This window comes from Niveispirillum irakense DSM 11586 (assembly GCF_000429645.1).
GTDB classification, from domain to species: domain Bacteria; phylum Pseudomonadota; class Alphaproteobacteria; order Azospirillales; family Azospirillaceae; genus Niveispirillum; species Niveispirillum irakense.
Map to the genome: position 1 here is coordinate 135181 of NZ_KE386935.1, position 22504 is coordinate 157684.

The window sequence follows — 22504 nt, forward strand, 5'->3', positions numbered from 1 at the left end:
GCCCTCACCCCACCTGCTCCAGCCGCCCGTCATTCATGTGCAACCGCCGGTCTGCGATATCGAACACGCGCTCATCATGGGTCGCGATCATCACCACGCAGCCCAGCTTGGTTGCCAGGTCGCGCATCGCCGCCATCACCAGCCGGCCCGATGCCGCGTCCAGGGACGCGGTCGGCTCATCCGCGATGATCAGGTCGGGCAGCCGGACCAGGGCGCGGGCCACGGCCACGCGCTGCTGTTCCCCGCCGGACATGGCGTCCGGATAGCCATGGCCGCGCCCTTCCAGCCCCACCGCCCGCAGCATGGCATGGGCACGGGGCCGGTTGGTTTCCTCAGAGGATTCCGGCAGCCCATGCAGGCTCGCCTCGACATTTTCGTAAACGGTCAGGGATTTCAGCAGGTTGTGTTTCTGGAACACAAAGCCGATCCGCTTGCGGATATCCAGCAGCCCCCTTGTGTCCAGCCCTTTCAGGTCAACGCCATGGATCTCCACCCGCCCCTGCGCGAAGGGGCGCAGCGCGCCGATGATGGTCAGCATGGTCGTCTTGCCCGACCCGGACGGGCCGGTGATGATCAGGACCTCCCCATCATTTGCCTGGAAGGAAACGCCTTTCAGCACCTGCCGGGACAGCGTGCCCTTGCCATAGGTATAGGTCAGATTATCAACAATTACAGGCATCAGCGGGAACCACCGCCCAGCGGCGCGCCCCGAAGGATGTCGCGATAACCGTCACCCATCATCAACGCCGTTGTTATGCGGTTTCAGGATGCGGGCCTGTAAGACCGCCTGGCGTCCCCAGTATCCTTGTAAGCTGATACCGAAGAATGGTCGTACTATTGCCATTAGATATTAAACAGGTAAAGAAGAAAGTCCGGCATATTTTAATCCCTCCTTAACCCTGCCACGGATGTAACTGCCGCCAATGGCGGGCAATATCCACCCGGCGGCATATCCATACCCTTTCATGCGCCATGACATGGTCCAGGAACCGTTCCAGCCCGCGCACCCGCCCCGGTCGGCCGATCAGTCTTGTATGCAGCCCGACCGACATCATTTTCGGTGCCGTTTCCCCTTCGGCGTAAAGCGCATCAAACGCATCGCGGGCATAGGTAAAAAAATCATCCCCCTGGTTGAAGCCCTGGGCCGTGCCGAACTTCATATCATTGACGTCCAGCGTATAGGGGATCACCAGATGCGGCGCTGATTGGCCCGGATAGGCACCGGGCGCGATCCAGTAGGGCAGGTCGTCATTATAAGCGTCGGCATCATAGAGGAAGCCGCCTTCCTCCACCACCAGCCGCCGCGTGTTGGGGCCTAAGCGTCCGGTGTACCAGCCCAGCGGCCGTTCCCCCGTCAGGTCGCGGATCGTGTCGATGGCGAGGCGCATATGCGCCCGCTCCACCTCTTCCGGCACGTTCTGGTAATCAATCCAGCGCCAGCCATGGGACGCCACCTCATGCCCCGCCGCCGCCAGCGCCTTGGCCGCATCGGGGTGGCGGGCCAGCGCCATGGCCACGGCATAGCAGGTGACCTTGATGCCATAGCGGTCGAACAGCCGCATCAGCCGCCAGAACCCGGCCCGGCTGCCATATTCATAAACGGATTCCACCGACAGGTTGCGCTGCCCCGCCAAAGGCTGGGTGCCCACCACCTCCTGCAGATAGGCTTCCGACTGGCCATCGCCATGCAGCAGGCAATTCTCGCCCCCCTCCTCATAGTTCATCACGATCTGCACCGCGATGCGGGCATCGCCCGGCCAGTGGGGATGTGGCGGGTGCGCGCCATAGCCGATCAGGTCGCGGGGATAGGGGGTATCCATGCCATCGCTCCAGCCGTGATAAACATGACAAGACAGCTTATGTCATTCATCCTTTCGCTTGCGCACAAAAAATTCCGTGACACACTGATTGCTGGTCGAACCTGTCACGGATGAGATGGAGAAACCGAGCCTCCCCCTGCTGAACGCCATGGATCGTGCCGCTTTCACAGCGGCGCTGGGCATGGTGTTCGAGGATAGTTCCTGGGTCGCCGATGGCGCCTGGGCCGCCCGCCCCTTCGCCAGCGTCACCGCACTGCACAATGCGATGGTGGCTGTGGTGGCACAGGCCGGGGAGGATCGGCAGCGGGCTTTGCTGTGCGCCCATCCCGATCTGGCGGGCAAGCTGGCCCGGGCCGGCACCCTGACCGCCCATTCCACGGCGGAACAGGCGGGCCTGGGGCTGGACCGGCTGGACGAAGGGGAATTCGCCTTTTTCGACCATCATAACCGCGCCTATCGGGAGCGGTTCGGCTTTCCCTTCATCATCGCGGTGAAGGAAAATACCAAGGCCTCCATCAAGGAAGCCATGACAAGAAGGCTGGCCCAGGATGCCGGCCAGGAAAGGGAAACCGCGCTGGGAGAAGTCGCCAAGATCGCCAAATACCGGTTGGAGGCCATGCTGGGATCATGAAACAGGATCGGCTTGCCGCATTGGAGGCATTGGAAGCCCAGGTCGCCCGCGATCTGGCCTATCTGGATTATCCGGCCCGCCCCTGGGTGCCGCCGCGTGCCCATCCCGACGCGCCCGTCTATGATGTGGTGATTGTTGGCGGCGGGCAGGCCGGCCTTGCCACCGCCTTCGGCCTGCTGCGGGAGAAGGTGGATAATATCCTGGTGGTGGACCGCAACCCCGCCGGCCAGGAAGGGCCCTGGACCACCTTTGCCCGCATGGTCACCCTGCGCACGCCCAAGCATCTGACCGGCCCGGATCTGGGCATCCCCTCCCTGACCCCCCGCGCCTGGTTTGAGGCACGGTTTGGCGAGGATGCCTGGATGGAGCTGGGCAAATGGCCCAAGGAGGTCTGGCAGGATTATCTGATCTGGTATCGCCGGGTGCTGGATATCCCGGTGCGCAATGAATGGGATCTGGTGGAGGTGCTGCCCGAAGGGCCGCTTCTGCGCCTGGCCATCGACACGCCCGCCGGCCCCCGCACCCTGATGGCGCGCAAGCTGGTGCTGGCCACCGGCATCGATGGCGCCGGCCGCTGGCATATACCGGATTTCATCCGCGGCGTGGTGCCGGAAAGCCGCTATGCCCACACGTCAGAATCCATTGATTTCAATCGGCTGCGCGGCAAGCGTATCGGCGTGCTGGGGGCTGGTGCCTCGGCGTTTGACAATGCCGGCACGGCGCTGGAAGCCGGCGTGGCCTCGGTTGATCTCTGCCTGCGCCGGGCGGATATCCCGCGCGTGAACCCCTATCGCTGGATGGAGTTCAGCGGCTTTCTCGGCCATTTCGCGGCGATGCCGGATATCGACCGCTGGCGTTTCATGAAACATATCCTGGACATGAACCAGCCGCCACCGCAGGACACGTTCCATCGCTGCGCCCGGCACCCCAATTTCGCCTTCCACACCGCCTGCCCGTGGGAATGGGTGCGGATGGAAGGGGACGGTATCCATGTCGCCACGCCGAAGGGCGTGATGATCTTTGACTTTCTGGTGGTCGGCACCGGCTTCCTGGTGGAAGCAGCCTATCGTCCGGAAGTGGCCGCCTTCGCCAATGTCATTGCGACCTGGGAGGATAAGTTCACCCCCCCACCGGGGGAGGCCAGCGCGGTGCTGGCCCGCTATCCCTATCTGGGCGATGCCTTCCAGTTCACGGAACGGCAGGCGGGCACGGCCCCCTACCTTGCCAACATCCATAATTTCACCTTCGGCGCCACGCTGTCCATGGGCCTGTCCGGTGCCTCGATCAGCGGCATGAAATATGGCGTGTCGCGGCTGGTCCAGGGCGTCGTGCGTGATCTCTGGATGGCGGATCGCCAGCATTTCCTGGATGATCTGCGCTGCTATGACCAGCCCGAGCTTGTGAGTACAGAATGGCCCGCCTCTCCACCCATATCCTCGACACCTGCCATGGCGGCCCCGCTGCCGGCGTCCATATCCAGCTTTTCCGCCTCCACCCCGATGGCACGCGCACGCCGCTGACGGAGCGGGTGAGCAACGCGGATGGCCGCACCGACCAGCCGCTTCTATCGGGGGCGGAGATGGCGGCCGGCCGGTACGAGCTTGTCTTCCATATCGGTGATTATTTCGCCGGCAGGGACGCCACCTTGGCCGAGCCCGCCTTTCTGACCGATGTGCCGGTGCGGTTCACGATCAGTGACCCCACCGGCCATTACCACATCCCCCTTCTGGCAACCCCCTGGTCCTACTCGACATATCGCGGCAGTTAGAAAGACGGCCAGTGACGGCAAAGGTTGCGGGCCGCCACCCTCACGTCACATTATACGGCACCGTCCGCCGTTCATGCGCATCCACGCGCAGCGCCTTGCCGATGGGCGGGAAGGCGCGGTGGCGGCAATCTTCCCGGTCGCAGACCTTGCAGTTGGACCCGATGGGCACCGCCGCATCGGCATCTTTCAAATCCAGCCCGGCGGAATAGACCAACTGGTCGGCAAAGCTGATCTCACAGCCCAATCCAACCGCCGCTTCCCGTGGACGCGACAGATAACCGCTGCCACCCGCCACCACCGTGCGGGCGATGCACAGATATGTGGCCCCATCCGGCATGCGCGCCTGCTGCACCAGAATGCGCCCCGGCTGGGCAAAGGCCTGATGCACATTCCACAAGGGGCAGGCCCCGCCGAACCGGGCGAACTGAAACCGGGTGGCGCTGGACCGTTTGGCGATATTGCCCGCCATATCCACCTTCATGAAGTAAAACGGCACGCCCGGCATCCCCGGCCGCTGCATGGTGGACAGCCGGTGACAGACCTGTTCGAAGCTGACCCCGAAATAGGCGCTCAACCGGTCAATATCATAGCGCATCCGTTGCGCCTCGGTCAGAAACCGGCGGTAAGGCAGGATCAATGCGCCTGCGAAATAATTGGCCAGCCCCACCCGGGCGATGGACCGTGCCTCCACACTGGAAAGGTTGGCCTCCGCCACCAGCCGCTCAATCTCCACCCCATAGGAGAGCAGGCCAATCTGGTGGGCGGCATAGAAAGTCCGGCTCTCCCGCGGGGCTGTTTCGGATACGAAAAGAATCCGTTCTTCCGGTTCATACCGCCACAGCACATCATGCCGGGCAAATCCCTGCGCCACCCGGATGGTCACGCCATGCCGGTCGGCCAGAAACTGCGCCAGATGTTCCAGCAGCCGGTCTTTTGAAAAGCCGGACGCCTCAAACAAATCCTCTGCCGCGTGATCCAGCCCTTCAAAATGGTTGCGCCGCGACTGCACGAAGTCGCGCACCTCATCATAGGGGAAGGCGGGGCCGTTCACCGTCTCCTCCCCCCCCACCCGATCCACCAGCGCCTGCTGTTCTTCCTCCAGCGAGCGATAGGCGCGGTAGAGTTTCAGGAAAGCGCCCATGATCTCCGGTGCCGCCCGCACCGCATCGCGGATGCCGGCAAACTTCACCTCCTGTTCGGCAAACAGCGGATCGCCCAGCGCCTCCCGCATCTCCGACGCCAGCCGCATATCCGCATCATCGGCGAAATGGCTGGGTTCAACGGAAAAGTATGACGACAGCCGGATCACCGCCGCCGCCGACAGCGGGCGCTGGTTATTCTCAATCTGGTTCAGATATGAGGTGGAAAGCCCCACCGCCGCCGCCAAGGCCGCCTGACTGATTCCGCGCACTTCCCGCAGGCGGCGGATACGTTCACCGGCGTAGATTTTGGTGCTCATGGGGGATTTTGCTCCGGCGTCACGTCGGGGGGTGTTGCCCTGAAATGCAGAATGCCGTTTGGGCGTTTTTCAATCCAAACAACACCGCCCTCTTCCAAGCCCAAATGGGCCAGCAGCTCGGCGGGCAAGGTTATTTCGCAATCGTCGGTCAGTGTCAGGCAATACCCCATGTTCGTCACCTGCGCCCTATTTCATCCGAAACCGGTTACGCAAACCCAAACCAATCAGAAATAACAGGATCAAACCGGCAACAGTCTGCGCCCCCGACACGATCAGGGCACCGGGGCCCAGATTGTCCAGAACCTTGCCCATCAATTCCTTGCGCATCCCCAACCCGGCCAGACAATTCACCGCACTCAACCCCACCGCCTTGCCCCACCCCAAATCGGGCTGCAGCAGCCACAGCGCCGGAACACCGATATCAAACAAGGCAACCATCCAGATCAGCGGCTTCACATAACTGCGCCCATAGCCGCAGAAACAGCCATAGGCTGCGATCGGCAACCCCTTGAACCATCCCGCCGCCACCCGGCGACATTCCAACTCCTTGGCAAAAAACATGAGCTCATCCTCATGCTTCTTCAACCGATCCATCTCCTGCTTCAACCGCTCATAGGCATCGGTGAACCGCCCGGCCTTACGTCGGTCCGCCGGTGCCGTTGGCCATTCCACCCCGCGCCACACCGTATCCTCATGCAGCTTGCCCCCATGAAAACGGGGCGGTTCCCCCTTAAACCGGCTACCCTCAAATTCGGTCGGGGCTTTTAACTCGCTGTTGGTAAAGCGTGCGGCCCCGTGGAACGTGGCGCTGCTGAAATTGGCGGACCCGGAGAACGTGGCGCGGCTGAAATCGGCGTACTCGGAGAACGTGACGCGTGGAAAAAGGACGACCCCGGAGAACGTGGCGCGGCTGAAATCGGCGAACCCGGAGAACGTGGCGCTAGGGAAAAGGGCGACCCCGGAGAACGTAGCACTGTTGAAAGAGGCGTACCCGGAGAACGTGGCACTGCTGAAATTGGTGCCCCCGGAGAAAGTGGCGCTCCTGAAATCGGCGTTCCCTAAAACATACTCAGAAAAGTGAACAGTTTGATCAAAGCGGCATTCGCTGAAGTCAACCCGCCGATAGGCCTCCGGCATCGCCGCCTGAACGTCCTTCGCCCTATCCTGGAACAGACGGCGTATTTCTATCAGCTCCGCATCATCAAACGGCACCAGCTCTGCCGCATCAACCCGCCCTTTCAGCGTCTCCCGCTGTTCATCCGTCCATGTCGACGCATAATACCGGTTCCACGCCACCCGGTTATTTGCCTGAAGCTCCTCATCACCCCACCCCGGCTCCCCATACAGCGTCGCCAGCAGATACCACGGGTTTTGCGCGGCTTGTTTCAGGGCGGGGGTGGCATTGCTGTCGGTCATGGGGTGGTTGCGTTTGGTTGTGGAACTAGCGGATGGTACGGAATAATGGGTCGTTGCGACAGAGTTGGTGTTGAGCGGCGGGGTCAAGATTGTGAACAGGTCCGAACATGGGCCTGAAAAGGCCGCTTGCTTCTGGGCTGCACCAATCCCAACCACGATGGCATCTCCCCGTCACCCCGGCGAAGGCCGGGGTCCAGGTTCGTAGAGCAAAGCGCCTGTGATTCTGGACCCCGGCCTTCGCCGGGGTGACGGTAGCAGGATACAGTATCAAGCCACCCTCTTGCAAATTTGCAAAATTTGCAATCCGCACCGATCCCCTTCGCATTTATGCACCTTTCCACGCCTGTTCACCACCCCGCATAATTTGCATAAACAACCCAACGAAACCGATCAGGGCGGGAACTTCCCATGCAGGATGTGCTGTTGAAGCTGGAACAGATGCGTGCCGGCGCCCGGCTGGGCGGCGGTGAAAAGCGGATCGCGGGCCAGCATGCCAAGGGCAAGCTGACAGCGCGGGAGCGCATCGACATTCTGCTGGACGAAGGTTCCTTCGAAGAATGGGACATGTTCGTCGAACATCGCTGCAGCGATTTCGGAATGGAAGGCCAGAAGGTGCCGGGTGACGGTGTGGTCACCGGCCATGGCACCATCAATGGCCGTCTGGTCTTCGTCTTCTCCCAGGATTTCACCGTCTTCGGCGGTTCGCTGTCAGAGGCGCATGCAGAGAAAATCTGCAAGATCATGGATCAGGCGATGAAGGTGGGTGCCCCCGTCATCGGCCTGAATGACAGCGGCGGGGCGCGCATCCAGGAAGGTGTCGCCAGCCTGGGCGGCTATGCCGAAGTGTTCCAGCGCAATGTGCTGGCATCCGGCGTGGTGCCGCAGATCAGCCTGATCATGGGGCCATGCGCCGGTGGGGCCGTCTATTCCCCCGCCATGACCGACTTCATCTTCATGGTGAAGGACTCATCTTACATGTTCGTCACCGGCCCCGATGTGGTGAAGACGGTGACGCATGAGGTGGTGACGGCGGAGGAACTGGGCGGGGCCGTGACCCATACGGCCAAATCCGGCGTGGCCGATCTGGCCTTTGAAAATGACGTGCAGGCCCTGCTGGAAACCCGCCGCTTCGTGGATTTCCTGCCTTTGTCGAACCGGGAAAAGCCGCCCGTGCGCCCCACGGCGGATGAGGCCGACCGCCCGGAAATGAGCCTGGATACCCTGATCCCGGCCAATCCCAATAAACCTTATGATATGAAGGAACTGATCTCGAAGATCGTCGATGAGGGCGATTTCTTCGAAATCCAGCCGGATTATGCGAAGAACATCATCACCGGCTTCGGCCGGATGCAGGGATCGACGGTTGGCTTTGTCGCCAACCAGCCGATGGTGCTGGCCGGGTGTCTGGATATTGACAGCGCCATCAAGGCCGCCCGCTTCGTGCGGTTCTGCGACGCCTTCAACATCCCCATCGTCACCCTGGTGGATGTGCCGGGCTTCCTGCCGGGCACCAGCCAGGAATTTAACGGCATCATCAAGCATGGCGCCAAGCTGCTGTTCGCCTATGCCGAGGCGACGGTGCCCAAGGTGACGCTGATCACCCGCAAGGCCTATGGCGGTGCCTATGACGTGATGGCGTCCAAGCATCTGCGTGGCGATGTGAACTATGCCTGGCCCTCGGCGGAAATCGCCGTGATGGGGCCGAAGGGGGCGGTGGAGATCATTTTCCGCGGCGATATCGGCGACCCGGCCAAGATTGAGGCGCGGACGGAAGAATATCGCCAGAAATTCGCCAACCCCTTCGTGGCGGCAGGCCGTGGCTATATCGACGACGTGATCATGCCCCACAACACCCGCCGCCGCCTGTGCAAGGCTCTGGCGATGCTGAAGAACAAGCAGCTCCAGAACCCCTGGAAGAAGCACGATAATCTGCCGTTGTGAGGGAAGGCGCTCACGGTTCCGATACCCCCCTGTCTCTCCCAATCCAACCGTCACCCCGGCGCAGGCCGGGGTCCAGGATCGTAGGGCGAGGCGCTGGTGAACTGGACCCCGGCCTGCGCCGGGGTGACGGTTGATGAAACGGAACCCTTGGCTCTCCCCCCCGTCTCGAACACGCCCCCAAGAGGCAGCACCCATGTTCAAGAAGATCCTCATCGCCAACCGTGGTGAAATCGCCTGCCGCGTCATCAAGACTGCCCGGCGCATGGGCATCAAGACGGTGGCGGTTTATTCCGATGCCGATGCCGGTGCCCTGCATGTGGAAATGGCGGATGAGGCGGTGCATATCGGCCCCGCCCCGTCCGCCCAATCCTATCTGCTGGCCGACAAGATCATTGAGGCCTGCCAGAAAACCGGGGCCGAGGCCGTCCACCCCGGCTATGGCTTCCTGTCGGAAAAGGCCGCCTTCTGCGAGGCGCTGAAGGCGGCGGGCATCACCTTCATCGGCCCCGACGTCCACGCCATCGGCGCGATGGGCGACAAGATCGAGAGCAAGAAGCTGGCCAAGGCTGCCGGCGTTTCCACCGTGCCGGGCTATCTGGGCGTCATCAAGGATGATGAGGAAGCCATCCGCATTGCGCGGGAAATCGGCTTCCCGGTGATGATCAAGGCATCGGCCGGCGGCGGCGGCAAGGGAATGCGCGTGGCCTGGAACGAAGGGGAGGTGGCCGACGGCTTCCGCTCCGCCACCAATGAGGCGCGTTCCAGCTTTGCCGATGACCGCGTGTTCATCGAAAAATACATTACCGAGCCGCGCCACATCGAAATCCAGTTGCTGGCCGACAGCCATGGCAACGCCGTCTACCTGAACGAACGTGAATGCTCCATCCAGCGTCGTCACCAGAAGGTGATCGAGGAAGCCCCCAGCCCCTTCCTGGATGAGGCCACCCGCCGCGCCATGGGCGAACAGTCGGTGGCGCTGGCCAAGGCGGTGCAATATCGCTCCGCCGGCACGGTGGAATTCATCGTCGACAAGGACCGGAATTTCTATTTCCTGGAGATGAACACCCGCCTTCAGGTGGAACATCCCGTTACCGAAATGATTACCGGCCTGGATCTGGTGGAACTGATGATCCGCGTGGCGGCTGGCGAAAAGCTGCCGCTGACCCAGGCGGATATCGGCATCCATGGCTGGTCGCTGGAAGCCCGTGTCTACGCCGAAGAACCCACCCGTGGCTTCCTGCCCTCCACCGGTCGCGTCACCCGCTACCGTCCCCCGGTGGAAGGCAAGCGTGATGATGGTGCCATCGTCCGCGTCGATACTGGCGTGTATGAGGGCGGTGAGATCAGCATGTATTACGATCCGATGATCGCCAAGCTGATCACCTGGGCCCCCACCCGTGACGCCGCCACCGACGCCATGTCGGATGCGCTGGACGGGTTCCAGATCCGGGGTGTCGGGCACAATATCTCCTTCCTCGCCTCCCTGATGCAGAAGCAGCGCTTCCGCGACGGTCGCCTGACCACCAACTTCATCGCGGAGGAGTATCCTGACGGCTTCCACGGCCTCACCCCGGATGAAGGTGCCCGGGACCGCCTGCTGGCGTTGGCCACCCTGTTCCAGCAGCGGGTGGCGGCCCGTGATGGCATGGTCTCCGGCCAGGTGCCCGCCCATGGCCGCCGCACCGCCCGCGATTGGGTGGCCCGTGCCGACCGCACCAACCACCCGGCCCATGTAACGCTGACCGATGACGGTGCCACCGTCACCCTGGGTGGCCGCGACCTTACCGTTATCGGCCCGTGGGAGATCGGCCAGTCCCTCTGGCAGGGCAGCATCGACGGCGTGGCGATGAGCGTGCAGGTCGATCGCAAGGGCCTGTCCTGGGTGCTGACCCATGGCGGGGCCGCCCTGGTGGTGGATGTGCTGACCGCGCGTGCGGCGGAACTGGCTGACCTGATGCCGGTGAAACTGCCGCCCGACATGTCCAAATACCTGCTGTCGCCCATGCCCGGCCTGCTGGTATCGGTGGCCGTGAAGGAAGGCGAGGCGGTGAAGGCCGGCCAGGAACTGGCCGTGGTGGAAGCGATGAAGATGGAAAACATCCTGCGCGCCGAAGCCGACGGCACAGTGAAGAAAATCCACGCCGCCAAGGGCGCCAGCCTCTCGGTGGATGAGAAGATTATTGAGTTTGATTGAGGGTTGTTTTCCTTTCCAGACTGATTCAACCCGCGCCCACCCCTTCCACCGTCATTCCCGCGCAGGCGGGAATCCAGACAACAGCGAAGCCTTCACTGACTTTCGAAGTTGAAGCGTTTCATGGATTCCCGCCTGCGCGGGAATGACGGTAGGGTGGGTAAGGCCGGGTGCCCATAATTGACCCAGTAAAAGCGTCCCCCCCTCCCCCGGAGACCCCCCATGACCCAGTTCCCCACCAAATCCCTCGCCGACTGGGAAGCCCTTGCCGCCAAGGATGTGGGGGCCGGTGCCTCTCTCTCCGACCTCACCCGCACCACGGCGGAGGGCCTGTCGGTCAAGCCGCTCTACACCGCCGAAGACCTCGAAGGCCTGGAAACCACCGGCACCCTGCCGGGTTTCGCACCCTTCACCCGTGGCCCCCGCGCCACCATGTATGCGGTGAAGCCCTGGACCATCCGCCAGTATGCCGGCTTCTCCACGGCGGAAGAGAGCAACCGCTTCTACCGCGCCAACCTCGCCGCCGGCCAGATGGGCCTGTCGGTGGCCTTCGATCTGGCCACCCATCGCGGCTATGACAGTGACCATCCCCGCGTGGTGGGCGATGTCGGCAAGGCCGGCGTGGCGATTGACAGCGTGGAGGATATGAAAATCCTCTTCGACGGCATCCCGCTGGATAAGATGTCCGTCTCCATGACCATGAACGGGGCCGTGCTGCCCATCCTGGCCATGTATATCGTGGCCGGTGAGGAACAGGGTGTGCCGACGGAGAAGCTCTCCGGCACCATTCAGAATGATATTCTGAAGGAGTTCATGGTCCGCAACACCTATATCTACCCGCCCGAACCCAGTATGCGGATCATCGCCGATATTATCGAATACACATCGGGCCACATGCCCAAGTTCAATTCCATCTCCATTTCCGGCTATCACATGCAGGAGGCGGGGGCCACGGCGGTGCAGGAACTGGCCTTCACCCTGGCCGATGGGCTGGAATATGTCCGCGCAGCGCTCGCCAAGGGCCTGAACGTGGACAAGTTCGCCCCGCGCCTGTCCTTCTTCTTCGCCATCGGCATGGATTTCTTTATGGAGGTGGCGAAGCTGCGCGCCGCCCGCCTGCTCTGGGCCAAGCTGATGGACAAGCATTTCCAGCCAAAGGACGCCCGCTCCCTGGCGCTGCGCACCCATTGCCAGACGTCGGGCGTCTCACTGACCGAGCAAGACCCCTATAACAACGTCATCCGCACAACGATTGAGGCGATGGCCGCCATCATGGGCGGCACCCAGTCCCTGCACACCAACAGCTTTGACGAGGCGTTGGGCCTGCCCACCCCGTTCAGCGCCCGCATCGCCCGCAACACCCAGTTGATCATCGCGGAGGAAACCCGCATCCCCCATGTGGTGGACCCGCTGGGCGGTTCCTATTACGTGGAACACCTGACCGCCTCCCTGGCCGAAGCGGCGGAAAAGCTGATCGATCAGGTTGAAGAAATGGGCGGCATGACCAAGGCCGTGGAAAGCGGCCTGCCCAAACTGATGATTGAGGAAGCCGCCGCAAGGCGTCAGGCCCGCATCGACCGGGGGGAGGAAGTCATTGTCGGCGTCAACAAGTACCGCCCGCAGAACCCGGAAAAGGTTGACGTTCTCGACATCGACAATACCGCCGTGCGCGAGGCCCAGGTCGCCCTGCTGCAGCGCATCCGCTCCACCCGCGACGATGCCAAGGTCCGCGAAACCCTGGCTGCCTTGACCAAGGCCGCGGCCGAGAAATCCGGCAACCTGCTGGCGCTGGCCGTGGATGCCGCCCGCGCCCGCGCCACCGTGGGGGAGATTTCCGACGCCATGGAAGAGGTTTTCACCCGTCACCGCGCCGTGATCCGCTCCGTCTCCGGCGTCTATGGTGCCGCTTACGAGGGGGACGAGGGCTTCAAACGCATCCAGCAGGATGTAGAAGCCTTCGCCGAGGCCGAAGGCCGCCGCCCGCGTATGCTGGTGGTAAAAATGGGCCAGGACGGGCACGACCGGGGTGCGAAGGTCATCGCCACCGCCTTTGCCGATATCGGCTTTGACGTCGATGTCGGCGCCCTGTTCCAAACACCGGAGGAAGCCGCCCGCCAGGCCATTGAAAACGACGTGCATGTCGTTGGCGTCTCCAGCCTCGCCGCCGGTCACAAGACCCTGGTGCCGCAACTGGCCGCCGCCCTGAAGGAACAGGGTGCCGGCGACATCCTGATCGTCTGCGGCGGCGTCATCCCGCCCCAGGATTATGATTTCCTGCTGAACGCGGGGGCATCGGCCATCTACGGGCCGGGCACCAACATCCCCAAGGCGGCGGCGGAGATCATGGAGATGATCAAGACGAAACGGGGGGCGTAACCGCCCCGTCCGGCGGGCGGATGGGGCAACGCCACCATCCGCATCCCCGCGTCGTCCCGGTTCAGCTGATATAGGCGAGGATAAGCGCCGCCAGCCTATCCTCCCGCCCGCCGAAGCTCTCGATCATGGCGGACAGAACCTCGGCGGGATCAAGCACCCCGTCATTGACCGCATAGCCCGCGTTGGCCGCGAGCAGCGTCAGAAAAGTCAGTTGGGTCCGCCCGTTCCCTTCACGGAAGGGGTGAACGGCATTGATCTCGGCCAGCAGATGCGCCGTGTGCCGCGCAAATTCGTCGGGCGGCAGTTCTGCAACCTTGTCCGGATCGCCATATTCCCGGAAGGCCCGCGCCAATTCGCCCGGTATATATTCCGGATAGCAAAACCAGTTGCCCGCCTTGCCCACGCGGATAGACCGGATTTCGCCCGCCCACGCATACACATCCTGGAACAGGTGGCGGTGGATACTCAGATAGTGCGCAACATCAAACTTGCCGGCTGGAAGCGGCTCATCGGCACGAATAAGGAACAGTGCCAGTTCCACCTCATCCAGCGTGTCCTGATCGGTGATCCCCAGCCGATTGCGAAGAACGGTCGTTCCCGGCAGCCAGAGCGGATCATCATCAGCGCTATAGAGCAACGCCCTACTTCCGTCGCAAAGTTTCCAGTACCATGGCCCGGCGCTGATCCCCGGAAAGCCCTTGTGCTGTTCCCTTGCTCAACAATGCCGCCATCCGGCCCGACAGGGTCAAGCCTTCGACAGCACTGATCTTCTCCCCCAGCGCGCTGGTGAGGATGAACTGGCCAGTCCGGGCCGCCCGGCGAAGGTCGGTGCGATGATCTTTCATGATGGGAAACTATCATAGTTGCTAGGTGGCCGCCATCCGTTCACCTCCGCCAGATGCCGATGCGCCGCCGCCGCCTTCAAAATGGCGACCGTGTCGACATTGGTCACGGATGGCAGGTCAGGCAGGGTGTAGGGCGGTTTTAATATGTCGCGCCCAATATGTTCGGAAACCCCGAATTTTTTAACACGTTTTCCCGGTCATGTTCGAGCTTTGAACGAGAGGCGAACATGTGGGATGGAAGCAGCCACAAGACCCTGGTGCCGCAACTGGCCGCCGCCTTGAAGGAACAGGGTGCCGGCGACATCCTGATCGTCTGCGGCGGCATCATCTCGCCCCAAGATTATGATTTCCTGCTGAACGCGGGAACGGCGGCCATCTACGGGCCGGGAACCAACATCCCCAAGGCGGCGGCGGAGATCATGGAGATGATCACGGCCAAGCGGGCGTAGCGCGGATAAAATCCGCGGGCGTCGCCCCCATCCGCCTCCCTGTCCCCCTTCCGCTGTCCCTTCACCTCGACGGAACGCGCAACCCGCCCTTATATGGTCCGTCCCTCAACGGGTGACCACGATACCCTCACGCCGCCGCTAGCATCTTACCCCGGTACAGCGGCCGCATCACCCGGTCGACATGCGCGCACAGCGGCGTGCCCACCAACTGGTCATAAAGGCAGACATCCACCCGTATCGGCAGATCGCTCTCCATGAACAAGGTGCGGATACGGTCGATATCGGCTTGCGTCAACGGTCCGTAGAGCACCAGATCGACATCCTATTCCGGCCGCCACGTCCCCGTCGCACGCGATCCGAACAGGCTGATCCGCCCGGCAAAGGGCATCAGCCCCCCCCGGATTACCACCACCTGCGCCGCGCTCAACCCATGGGGTGTCGGCGTGCGTAAGGCGCTTGGCTTGTCATCCATGTCCGGCCTCCAGCCCCGCCGCCACCCCCGTCATGCGCTAGCAAAACGCCTCCAGCACCGGGAAATAAAGCTCGGCGAGCTCTACCACCACCAGATCGAATTTGGACCGATCATAGGTATGGGCCATGTGGTTGCGCGCATCCAATGCCAGCATCCACAACCTCCCCATTCCCAATGATCCGTGCCGCGAAGCCCGCGCGGATGGTGGCCGCCGGTGTCACCGTGTCCAACACCAAGCCCGACTGTTACAGATAATCCTTCACCAACTTCCGGCTTAGCTCCCAGGTAAACGAGAACCGCTGGACCGCCTCCTTCTTCTCCAAGCCAACACTGGCACGCTAAACAGCAGCAGCCGCTTTTAAAGCCATAGCATCGGTCTATCATTCCCCCCCCAGCTCCTGCTGTAAGTAGCTCCTCCAGCCTGCTGGATTTCAATCCTGATCCATACTGTTTTATTCAAGATACAATATTCTCTGGCATGTGATTAGCAGTTCCTTGATCGACCAAAATTTATGCTAAGCTATCTTAAAATCTGATAAGCCGACGATCGGATATAAGAGATGAAAATCTTCTCAACAGAATTTCCCTTAGAAGCCAAGCCGAGCAACGCAGAAATTGTTAGTCGAGTGGTTGCGTGGCTTCGTGGCATGAGACGTAGCGTCGTACTAAGTGGTGATAATGAAGTTGACTTGGATAGCGACGCCCCGCTCTTAAAATCACCAAACGGTGAGGAGTTGCGATTCAGATTTCTGACTCTTGAGAATGGGGATCAAGCTATTGGATTTCGCCACGACATTCCAGATGATGATTCAAGGCTTTGGAGAACTGAAATGGTTCTCAAGAGAAAGCATGGCGACCAAGACATAGTTCGTCTACGAACACAATGCATTGCGCTGAATAGTGCCGCCAAGATAGAGACTCCAAAGAAGCCGTATTTAATTAAGTCAATACTACAGTCTAATTGGGGTGGAGATGATATTTTATTCAAAGTATCGGATGCGCCATTTTGGGCCAACGATACCAGCAAGGATCTTGAAATTGCGGAAGCAATTATAAATGGCAAATCTAGCAGTAAACTACCCGTTATTTATGTTTCTGCCGCTGGCAATAGAGCGTGGGATATTAAAGAAGACAGAATCGAAGACATGGCGTATCAGCTTGGAGGAATATCTCATGTATTTATAGAGCCGAGCCGATCATTTTCATATTTATTACGAGACAAAACATTCGGCAGAAATGTGTATGGCGGCGCCGTAGGTATATATCTACCGAATATAGGCCAATCGCGTCGATTTTATATTGGCGGATACATTAGAAATCAAGAAGAACTGATCGAGTCTGTTATAAATTATGCTGTTTTTATCAAAGGTCAGTTGCCGGCAGACGGCTGGGACTGGGCTGAACTCCAAGAACAGGCTCTTCGTCAGCAGCGAGAACATTCGAAAAGAAAACTTAAATTAAAAGAAATGCAATCTTTATACGAAGAAGAAATTTTTCATTTAAAAGAACAAATAGCGCAACTTAAAGACAAAGCATTTACCTCCACTTCTGCCGATGCACTTAATGACGATAAGTTGCATATCGATAGTGTTTTATTAAATTTCGCTGGGCCGGAGATATATCCAGGAGAGTTCATTGATCGCATTAGATTGGCATCACACCTAGCGATGAAACATAGTGAACACGAAGGACTTGACGCACGATCAATAGCAGTACTTGGATGTATTTCTAAAATAAACCCCACAACTGGTCTCAATGAGCTTTTACAAGATTTGGAAAGGTCAACAAAAGATCCGAATAGAATGGCTGGGCAACTGGTTAGCCTATTAAGCCGGCATGGATACCGCGAGAAGGATCAAAATAAACATATACGCTTAGAGTCTAAAACTGGATTTAAGGGGCTCCAAGCAATAACAATTGCGACTACCCCAAGCGACAATAGGGGTATAAAAAATGCAAGAAAGCAAATAGAACGAACCCTAGGGCTAACAAAACTTAAGGAATAAATAGGTCACCCCAGAACCTCCCACCACGGGCACACCTCCGGAAACCGTCCCTTCGACAGTCCGGTTTCCGCCACCGCCAGTAATACCGCCTTGCGATAGGCATCCCCCAACGCCGCCTCCAGCCCCACCCGCAGGCTGGGATTGTCCGCCAACAGATAGGCCAGATCGTCACGCTGGACGGCAATGGTAGCCTCCCAGTTTGCCCTCGCCGTTCCGGCTGATATTCCCATTTCAGCAAATGCATCAGCAGGACGGAGAGGCGGCTGATCAATTCCCGCTTTTCACGCCGCCCATGCTTTCAACTTCCTCGGTGAAATGGATTATATAGGCCTCGTCCAGTTTGCCGGCGCGCAGCAAGGCCACCTTTTACTGCGTCCAGGCGTAGAAGTCCCTCTCGTAGAGATCATGGAGCTTGCCATCCACGGCATCGCCCTCCGCTGGCTCGCCGATACCGCCAATCTGGCGCGAAAACCCGTTCCGTCCACCCCAGGTCGGGCCGATCTCGCCGCGCCTGCACCCTGACCAACACCTCTTTCACATCAAACAAGGCCCGTCCGCCACTCTCCTTACCCTCATTCCAGGCATCCTGGCGGTGGGCGCGTTTAAGCTACCAGTCGCGCACGATCTCGCTGGTGGTGGCGTAATCGCCGGTGGCCACGGCGTCGCGCATGGCCGAAAGCTGGTCACCCGTCACAGCGGTGCTGATCTTATGGATGTCCCGCATCGCCAGGGATTCTATGGTAGCAACAGGTAGTAAAATCTACGCCCACAAAGCACCTCCGTCGATCCCCAGCTTCAAAGCTCCTGCCCCACCCCGTCCTTGCCCTCCCCCACACACCATGATAGGATTAAATACCCCAAACCCAATCGCTGGAGCCTATCATGTCCTATAACCCCAACCTCCCGCCTCACCCGCTGGACCCTGCCACCATTGACCCCGCCTTTGCCGCCCTGTCGGAGCGGGAGAAGCGGGATGCGTGGTGGAAGGGGACGGGCGATCCGGAGGCGGAGCGGGCGGGGGATGATGTTAATTATGCTTATGACGATATGTTCATCGAAGGGCTGAACAGCCGCAACCGCACCGACCAGCAATGGGCGGAAGTGGCCTATTATCTGGCAACGGGCGCCACATTGACCGATGTGGCGCATTATTTCGGTATGGCGCGCAGCACCATCTGGCGGGCAATTCAGCGCTCCCCCGGCCTGCGTCGGCGCATCGTGGCGGAACGGGAAATGCTGCGGCGGGAAACGGACAGCCGCTTTGTCGCCCTGCGTCAGTCTGTGGTGGAAGGGCTGTATCAGGCCGTCAATGCCGGCAATATCCGCGCCATTCTCTGGGCCGCGAACCGGCTGGAACTGGGCGGCCCGCTGCTGCGGGGGGAAGAAGCGCCTGTTGAGAAGGAATTTCGGCCTATCCGCCGTCCCATCCCCCGCCCGGCACGCATCGCCCGGTGCCAGAAAAAGGCCACCCCGCCGGACGCCATCCCGGCCCCCCTGCCCGGCGAGGGCCTGCCGCCAATGCCGGCCTTCCTGTCGGACACGGTCATGCAACCCATGGCCACCGTGATGGCATCACCAATGGCCGAGACCTTGGCCCAAACCATGGCCCCGCCGGCCACCCCGCCCCATCCCGCGCATGCGCCCTCCCGCAGCATGGTGGATGGCGTGGGGAATGATCCGACCGAAGGTGCCGCCCCCGTACCCCCAACCGCCTCCTCCGCGGCTGACCCCTGCCCGCTTTCAGCCCCGGCGGCCCCTGCAGCACAGGGGGCGGATGAGGTCTCGGATCAGCCGCCCCCTCCCCCGGCCGGCGGGAAACCCCGGATGCCCGTCCGCCAGCTCTGTTTGCGGATACGCTGCCCGCTGGTGCTGGCGGATAAGCTGGCCGGCACATTAAACCCCTTCCCCAGCGCGGCCCATGTCCGCCTCACCCCGCCTTTGAAGCGGGATGGTGGGGAGGAATTGAATGTCTGGCGCCCCGCCACCCGCCGGTTCCGCTAAGGCGCATACGCAACAGAAACGAAAATCTGTTGCGTAGCGTTGCGTAAGCAGCGGAGGCCAGCCCGCCGCCCTTATGCCCCCTTGACCTTACACATCCCGTCAGATCGCCACCGCCTGCCCGGACCGGGAAAGGACGGGCGCTCCCCTGCGCCGCTGCTGGAAAATCAATTTTCCGACCACTCAAATCGCAAAATTCACCACACCCATATCCATTTTCACCACAGGACCGCCTGATATTTTCCAGAATATAGCAAAAATCCAGTTGGCACGCCCTTTGCTCTAATGGGTTCATCGGCGGATCACCCGCCAGCGACATTCCAAAGATGGAGATCACGATGACCCGCATGACCAGCACCGCCGCCGCCGACCGCTTCGCCGCTGAAGAAGGTTTCATGGGCCTGACCGCCGGCCTGATCCCGGCCAGCACGATGGAGCGGGTGGAAATGGCCCTGGTCCTGGGCTGCGGCATCATGATGACCCTGCTGCTGCACGCCTTCCTCTGATCCGACGGCCTGTGCCGGCGCTGCGCCGCCGCCCCTCGCCCCGGCCTTCCCCCCTCACCCCGACCCGACGGAACCTGCCATGTCCACCCTGTCCGCCCCGATGAACATCCCCACCGCCGCTGCCCGCACTGGGACCACCGGGACCACTGGCCTGTTCGCCAGCGGCTTCAGCTTCAATGGCCGCGCCCGCCTGCTGCGCACCATCATGCCGGCAGATGCGGTGGAGCGGGTGGAAATGGCGATGGTTCTGGGCTGCGCGCTGGCCATGACCTTGCTGTTGAACGCCCTGCTCTGATCCCAGCCTTCTATTCTCCCGCCAGCCAAGCCTGGAAAGACCACAGCACATCCCCATATCCGTTCGGCCCGGCTGCATTGGCTGTCCGTGCATGATATCAAGGCCCCCAGACTTTAAGGGCCTGTCACAATACGGACACGTGGTGGATGCAAAAGATTTATCTGCTGGATGAGGAAGCAGGTTCGGCAGAATCGCTTGCTGGCTATCTCCACCCCTATGGCTATGCGCTGCACCATTTCAGCCACCCGGTCGCCCTGCTGGAAGCCGTTGCCGCCGCCCCGCCGGATGCAGTGCTGATTGATCTGGAACTGGGCGGCAATGCCGATGGTGGTTTGGCGGTCGCGACCGCCCTGCCGCGGGGTGATGATGGCCGCCGGGCCTTCCCGCTGCTGTTCCTTTCCACCCGGCAGGATTTCGATGCCCGCCTGTTATCCGTGCGCGCCGGTGCCGACGCCTTCGTTGCGCGGCCGGTTGATGTGGCAAACCTGGTCGACCGGCTGGATCTTTTGACCCAGGTGAACCCGCCCGAGCCATTCCGCATCGTGTTGATCGAAGATGATCCGCTGATGGGGCAGCTTTATGAACATGTCCTGCACCGGGCGGGGATGGCGGTGTTCCGGCTGGCCGATCCCACCCGCGCCCTGGCCGCCATCCATGACCATGCGCCTGACCTGCTGATCACCGATCTCAACATGCCGCAATGCAGCGGGCTGGAACTGGCCGCCGTGCTGCGCGGGCATGAGGCGATGACGGCCCTGCCCATCGTCTTCCTGACCGCCGATGACCGTATCAGCAACCAGCGCAGCGCGATGAATGTCGGCGGCGATGCCTTTCTGATCAAGCCCGTCGCGCTGGCCGATCTGGTGGAAACCGTCCGGGCGCGGGCGCGGCGGGCCCGTCAACTCCGCTCCCTCATGGTGCGCGACAGCCTGACCGGTGCCTTGAACCACGCCATGATCAAGGAATTGCTGGCCTCGGAACTGGCGCGTTCCCAGCGCTCTACCCTGCCCGTCTCCTTCATCATGGTCGATATCGACCATTTCAAGCAGATCAATGATCGCTACGGCCATCCCGTGGGGGATCAGGTGATCAAGTCGCTGGCCCGGCTGCTGCAACAGCAGTTGCGCCGGACCGATTATATCGGCCGCTATGGCGGGGAGGAGTTCGCCGTCATCATGCCCCGCACATCGGCCGACGATGCCTATGAAAGGATGGAGGCGCTGCGCCAGGGCTTTGCCGCCCTCATCCATCATCATGAAGGCAAGGGCTTCAGCGCCACCTTCTCCTGCGGTATCGCCGACAGCGCCGGTGGCGCGGCGGAAGCCTTGTCCCAGGCCGCCGATCAGGCGCTTTATGCCGCCAAACATGGCGGCCGCAACCAGGTCCGCCTCTTTCTGTCGGAACAGCAGACCGGCAGCCTTTCCTGATGCGTCTGCTCGCCATCAGCGACCTGCACCTTGCCGCGGCGGAAAACCGTGCCGCGCTGGAACGGCTGCCCGCCGCCTCACCGGACTGGTTGATCCTGGCTGGTGATATCGCTGAACAGCCGGCGCATCTGGCACAGGCCTTCGCCTTTCTGGGCCAGCGCTTCGCCAAGCTGATATGGGTGCCGGGCAATCATGAATTATGGACCGTGCCCGGCGAGGAGGGCGCCTTGCGCGGGGGGGCGAAATATCAGGCGATGGTGGATGTCGCCCGGCGCCTGGGCGTCGTCACGCCGGAAGACCCGTTTCCCCTCTGGCCCGGTCCTGGCGGGCCTTTGGCCATCGTACCGCTGTTCCTGCTTTATGATTACAGTTTCCGCCCGGCGGATGTAGCGCTGGAACAGGTGCTGGGCTGGGCCTGGGAACACCGGCTGCGCTCAGCGGACGAGGTGCGCCTGTCGCCCACCCCGCATCGCTCCAGACAGGATTGGTGTGCTGCACGGCTGGCGGAAAGTGCAGCCCGCATGGAACGGGAATTGCCGCCCGGCCTGCCCACGGTACTGGTCAACCATTTCCCCTTGCGGGCCGATTTGCTGACCCTGCGCCGCATCCCCCGTTTCAGCCCCTGGTGCGGAACGACCGCAACGGAAGACTGGCACCGCCGTTTCAATGCCAGGGTCTGCGTGCATGGTCATCTGCATGTTCCCGGCACCTATTGGCGGGACGGGGTTCGGTTCGAGGAAGTGTCGCTGGGCTATCCAAGGCAATGGCAGCCTTTTGACCGCGGGCCGGAACGGGCCTTGCGCCAGATCTGGCCACCCCCGATGGTGGCGGAAGATTGATCGGACGCCGATCCTTATCCTATATCGGAAGGGACCGGGCCCCGCCCCGTCCGCCCCGCGACCGG

The 22504-nt window shown here is 61.3% G+C and carries 23 protein-coding genes and 1 pseudogene; 13 read left to right on the forward strand and 11 right to left on the reverse strand.

Going from position 1 to position 22504, the window contains the following annotated elements; all coding sequences use genetic code 11:
• Positions 1–4: 4 nt before the first annotated feature.
• Both G473_RS0122595 and puuE read right to left on the reverse strand, forming a co-directional pair.
• On the reverse strand, positions 5–679 hold the full coding sequence (locus G473_RS0122595) for an ABC transporter ATP-binding protein (RefSeq protein WP_029014972.1): 675 nt from the start codon (positions 677–679) through the stop codon (positions 5–7).
• A gap of 214 nt (positions 680–893) precedes the next feature.
• Entirely contained in the window at positions 894–1820 is a 927-nt protein-coding gene (gene puuE / locus G473_RS0122600; protein WP_029014973.1) for an allantoinase PuuE, read from the reverse strand.
• 115 nt (positions 1821–1935) lie between these two features.
• On the opposite strand from puuE, the gene uraD reads away from it, so the two are divergent.
• Genes uraD through uraH form a run of 3 tightly spaced genes read left to right on the forward strand, consistent with a single transcriptional unit; the run spans position 1936 to position 4219 of the window.
• A complete protein-coding gene (uraD, locus tag G473_RS0122605; protein ID WP_029014974.1) occupies positions 1936–2451 on the forward strand; it encodes a 2-oxo-4-hydroxy-4-carboxy-5-ureidoimidazoline decarboxylase in 516 nt (171 codons plus the stop codon).
• Positions 2448–3971 (forward strand): NAD(P)-binding domain-containing protein, encoded by a 1524-nt coding sequence (locus G473_RS28450; RefSeq protein ID WP_084438549.1) that lies wholly within the window; start codon positions 2448–2450, stop codon positions 3969–3971. The genes uraD and G473_RS28450 overlap by 4 nt, the downstream gene beginning before the upstream one ends.
• On the forward strand, positions 3863–4219 hold the full coding sequence (gene uraH / locus G473_RS0122615) for a hydroxyisourate hydrolase (protein WP_029014975.1): 357 nt from the start codon (positions 3863–3865) through the stop codon (positions 4217–4219). The genes G473_RS28450 and uraH overlap by 109 nt, the downstream gene beginning before the upstream one ends.
• A gap of 40 nt (positions 4220–4259) precedes the next feature.
• On the opposite strand, the gene G473_RS0122620 is transcribed toward uraH, so the two are convergent.
• From G473_RS0122620 to G473_RS0122630, 3 genes are read right to left on the reverse strand one after another with little or no spacing between them, the layout of a single operon-like run.
• Complete coding sequence (locus G473_RS0122620) at positions 4260–5678, reverse strand: helix-turn-helix domain-containing protein (RefSeq protein ID WP_029014976.1); 1419 nt, start codon at positions 5676–5678, stop codon at positions 4260–4262.
• Complete coding sequence (locus G473_RS30930) at positions 5675–5848, reverse strand: AbrB/MazE/SpoVT family DNA-binding domain-containing protein (RefSeq protein ID WP_154667535.1); 174 nt, start codon at positions 5846–5848, stop codon at positions 5675–5677. The genes G473_RS0122620 and G473_RS30930 overlap by 4 nt, the downstream gene beginning before the upstream one ends.
• Positions 5849–5864: 16 nt before the next feature.
• Entirely contained in the window at positions 5865–6890 is a 1026-nt protein-coding gene (locus G473_RS0122630; RefSeq protein WP_210163385.1) for a pentapeptide repeat-containing protein, read from the reverse strand.
• A gap of 612 nt (positions 6891–7502) precedes the next feature.
• On the opposite strand from G473_RS0122630, the gene G473_RS0122635 reads away from it, so the two are divergent.
• The 3 genes from G473_RS0122635 (at position 7503) to scpA (ending at position 13602) form a co-directional block, all read left to right on the forward strand.
• Entirely contained in the window at positions 7503–9035 is a 1533-nt protein-coding gene (locus tag G473_RS0122635; protein WP_029014978.1) for an acyl-CoA carboxylase subunit beta, read from the forward strand.
• A 193-nt stretch (positions 9036–9228) separates the two neighbouring features.
• Positions 9229–11229: an acetyl-CoA carboxylase biotin carboxylase subunit gene (locus G473_RS0122640; RefSeq protein ID WP_029014979.1), complete on the forward strand. Its 2001-nt coding sequence runs from the start codon at positions 9229–9231 to the stop codon at positions 11227–11229.
• A gap of 219 nt (positions 11230–11448) precedes the next feature.
• Positions 11449–13602 carry a methylmalonyl-CoA mutase gene (gene scpA / locus G473_RS0122645; protein ID WP_029014980.1) on the forward strand — a complete coding sequence of 718 codons (2154 nt, stop codon included), beginning with the start codon at positions 11449–11451 and terminating at the stop codon, positions 13600–13602.
• Between the two features lie 61 nt (positions 13603–13663).
• On the opposite strand, the gene G473_RS0122650 is transcribed toward scpA, so the two are convergent.
• Positions 13664–14239 (reverse strand): Fic/DOC family protein, encoded by a 576-nt coding sequence (locus G473_RS0122650; protein ID WP_029014981.1) that lies wholly within the window; start codon positions 14237–14239, stop codon positions 13664–13666.
• A gap of 4 nt (positions 14240–14243) precedes the next feature.
• Positions 14244–14447, reverse strand: a complete 204-nt coding sequence (locus tag G473_RS0122655; protein WP_035709019.1) for a hypothetical protein — start codon at positions 14445–14447, stop codon at positions 14244–14246.
• 227 nt (positions 14448–14674) lie between these two features.
• On the opposite strand from G473_RS0122655, the gene G473_RS0122660 reads away from it, so the two are divergent.
• Entirely contained in the window at positions 14675–14896 is a 222-nt protein-coding gene (locus G473_RS0122660; RefSeq protein WP_029014983.1) for a hypothetical protein, read from the forward strand.
• Between the two features lie 127 nt (positions 14897–15023).
• Here the strand turns inward: G473_RS0122660 and G473_RS30520 are convergent, their stop codons facing one another.
• The 3 genes from G473_RS30520 to G473_RS31055 are packed head-to-tail and all read right to left on the reverse strand — an operon-like array spanning position 15024 to position 15522.
• Positions 15024–15206 carry a hypothetical protein gene (locus G473_RS30520; RefSeq protein ID WP_154667536.1) on the reverse strand — a complete coding sequence of 61 codons (183 nt, stop codon included), beginning with the start codon at positions 15204–15206 and terminating at the stop codon, positions 15024–15026.
• 12 nt (positions 15207–15218) lie between these two features.
• Complete coding sequence (locus G473_RS30525) at positions 15219–15368, reverse strand: hypothetical protein (RefSeq protein WP_154667537.1); 150 nt, start codon at positions 15366–15368, stop codon at positions 15219–15221.
• A gap of 37 nt (positions 15369–15405) precedes the next feature.
• Complete coding sequence (locus G473_RS31055; protein ID WP_245580275.1) at positions 15406–15522, reverse strand: nucleotidyltransferase substrate binding protein; 117 nt, start codon at positions 15520–15522, stop codon at positions 15406–15408.
• Between the two features lie 406 nt (positions 15523–15928).
• Between G473_RS31055 and G473_RS30535 the strand changes: the two genes are divergently transcribed.
• A complete protein-coding gene (locus tag G473_RS30535; RefSeq protein ID WP_154667539.1) occupies positions 15929–17374 on the forward strand; it encodes a hypothetical protein in 1446 nt (481 codons plus the stop codon).
• 5 nt (positions 17375–17379) lie between these two features.
• Here G473_RS30535 and G473_RS31060 read toward each other — a convergent pair.
• A pseudogene (locus G473_RS31060) lies at positions 17380–17618 on the reverse strand (DUF29 domain-containing protein).
• 638 nt (positions 17619–18256) lie between these two features.
• On the opposite strand from G473_RS31060, the gene G473_RS0122690 reads away from it, so the two are divergent.
• The 5 genes from G473_RS0122690 (at position 18257) to G473_RS0122710 (ending at position 22439) form a co-directional block, all read left to right on the forward strand.
• Positions 18257–19375 (forward strand): helix-turn-helix domain-containing protein, encoded by a 1119-nt coding sequence (locus G473_RS0122690; RefSeq protein ID WP_029014984.1) that lies wholly within the window; start codon positions 18257–18259, stop codon positions 19373–19375.
• Positions 19376–19710: 335 nt separating this feature from the next.
• Positions 19711–19878 carry a hypothetical protein gene (locus G473_RS0122695; protein ID WP_154667540.1) on the forward strand — a complete coding sequence of 56 codons (168 nt, stop codon included), beginning with the start codon at positions 19711–19713 and terminating at the stop codon, positions 19876–19878.
• A 79-nt stretch (positions 19879–19957) separates the two neighbouring features.
• Entirely contained in the window at positions 19958–20173 is a 216-nt protein-coding gene (locus G473_RS0122700) for a hypothetical protein (RefSeq protein ID WP_029014986.1), read from the forward strand.
• Between the two features lie 146 nt (positions 20174–20319).
• A complete protein-coding gene (locus G473_RS28465) occupies positions 20320–21600 on the forward strand; it encodes a diguanylate cyclase (RefSeq protein ID WP_051330617.1) in 1281 nt (426 codons plus the stop codon).
• Positions 21600–22439, forward strand: coding sequence for a metallophosphoesterase family protein (locus G473_RS0122710; RefSeq protein ID WP_029014987.1), 840 nt, complete (start codon positions 21600–21602; stop codon positions 22437–22439). The genes G473_RS28465 and G473_RS0122710 overlap by 1 nt, the downstream gene beginning before the upstream one ends.
• Positions 22440–22504 lie beyond the last annotated feature (65 nt).

Coding starts and splice junctions, on each gene's coding strand:
- G473_RS0122595 (WP_029014972.1), bottom strand. CDS start 679: ATGCCTGTAATTGTTGATAATCTGACCTATACCTATGGCAAGGGCACG.
- puuE (WP_029014973.1), bottom strand. CDS start 1,820: ATGGATACCCCCTATCCCCGCGACCTGATCGGCTATGGCGCGCACCCG.
- uraD (WP_029014974.1), top strand. CDS start 1,936: ATGGAGAAACCGAGCCTCCCCCTGCTGAACGCCATGGATCGTGCCGCT.
- G473_RS28450 (WP_084438549.1), top strand. CDS start 2,448: ATGAAACAGGATCGGCTTGCCGCATTGGAGGCATTGGAAGCCCAGGTC.
- uraH (WP_029014975.1), top strand. CDS start 3,863: ATGGCCCGCCTCTCCACCCATATCCTCGACACCTGCCATGGCGGCCCC.
- G473_RS0122620 (WP_029014976.1), bottom strand. CDS start 5,678: ATGAGCACCAAAATCTACGCCGGTGAACGTATCCGCCGCCTGCGGGAA.
- G473_RS30930 (WP_154667535.1), bottom strand. CDS start 5,848: ATGGGGTATTGCCTGACACTGACCGACGATTGCGAAATAACCTTGCCC.
- G473_RS0122635 (WP_029014978.1), top strand. CDS start 7,503: ATGCAGGATGTGCTGTTGAAGCTGGAACAGATGCGTGCCGGCGCCCGG.
- G473_RS0122640 (WP_029014979.1), top strand. CDS start 9,229: ATGTTCAAGAAGATCCTCATCGCCAACCGTGGTGAAATCGCCTGCCGC.
- scpA (WP_029014980.1), top strand. CDS start 11,449: ATGACCCAGTTCCCCACCAAATCCCTCGCCGACTGGGAAGCCCTTGCC.
- G473_RS0122655 (WP_035709019.1), bottom strand. CDS start 14,447: ATGAAAGATCATCGCACCGACCTTCGCCGGGCGGCCCGGACTGGCCAG.
- G473_RS0122660 (WP_029014983.1), top strand. CDS start 14,675: ATGTGGGATGGAAGCAGCCACAAGACCCTGGTGCCGCAACTGGCCGCC.
- G473_RS30525 (WP_154667537.1), bottom strand. CDS start 15,368: ATGGATGACAAGCCAAGCGCCTTACGCACGCCGACACCCCATGGGTTG.
- G473_RS31055 (WP_245580275.1), bottom strand. CDS start 15,522: ATGCTGGCATTGGATGCGCGCAACCACATGGCCCATACCTATGATCGG.
- G473_RS30535 (WP_154667539.1), top strand. CDS start 15,929: ATGAAAATCTTCTCAACAGAATTTCCCTTAGAAGCCAAGCCGAGCAAC.
- G473_RS0122690 (WP_029014984.1), top strand. CDS start 18,257: ATGTCCTATAACCCCAACCTCCCGCCTCACCCGCTGGACCCTGCCACC.
- G473_RS0122695 (WP_154667540.1), top strand. CDS start 19,711: ATGACCCGCATGACCAGCACCGCCGCCGCCGACCGCTTCGCCGCTGAA.
- G473_RS0122700 (WP_029014986.1), top strand. CDS start 19,958: ATGTCCACCCTGTCCGCCCCGATGAACATCCCCACCGCCGCTGCCCGC.
- G473_RS28465 (WP_051330617.1), top strand. CDS start 20,320: ATGCAAAAGATTTATCTGCTGGATGAGGAAGCAGGTTCGGCAGAATCG.
- G473_RS0122710 (WP_029014987.1), top strand. CDS start 21,600: ATGCGTCTGCTCGCCATCAGCGACCTGCACCTTGCCGCGGCGGAAAAC.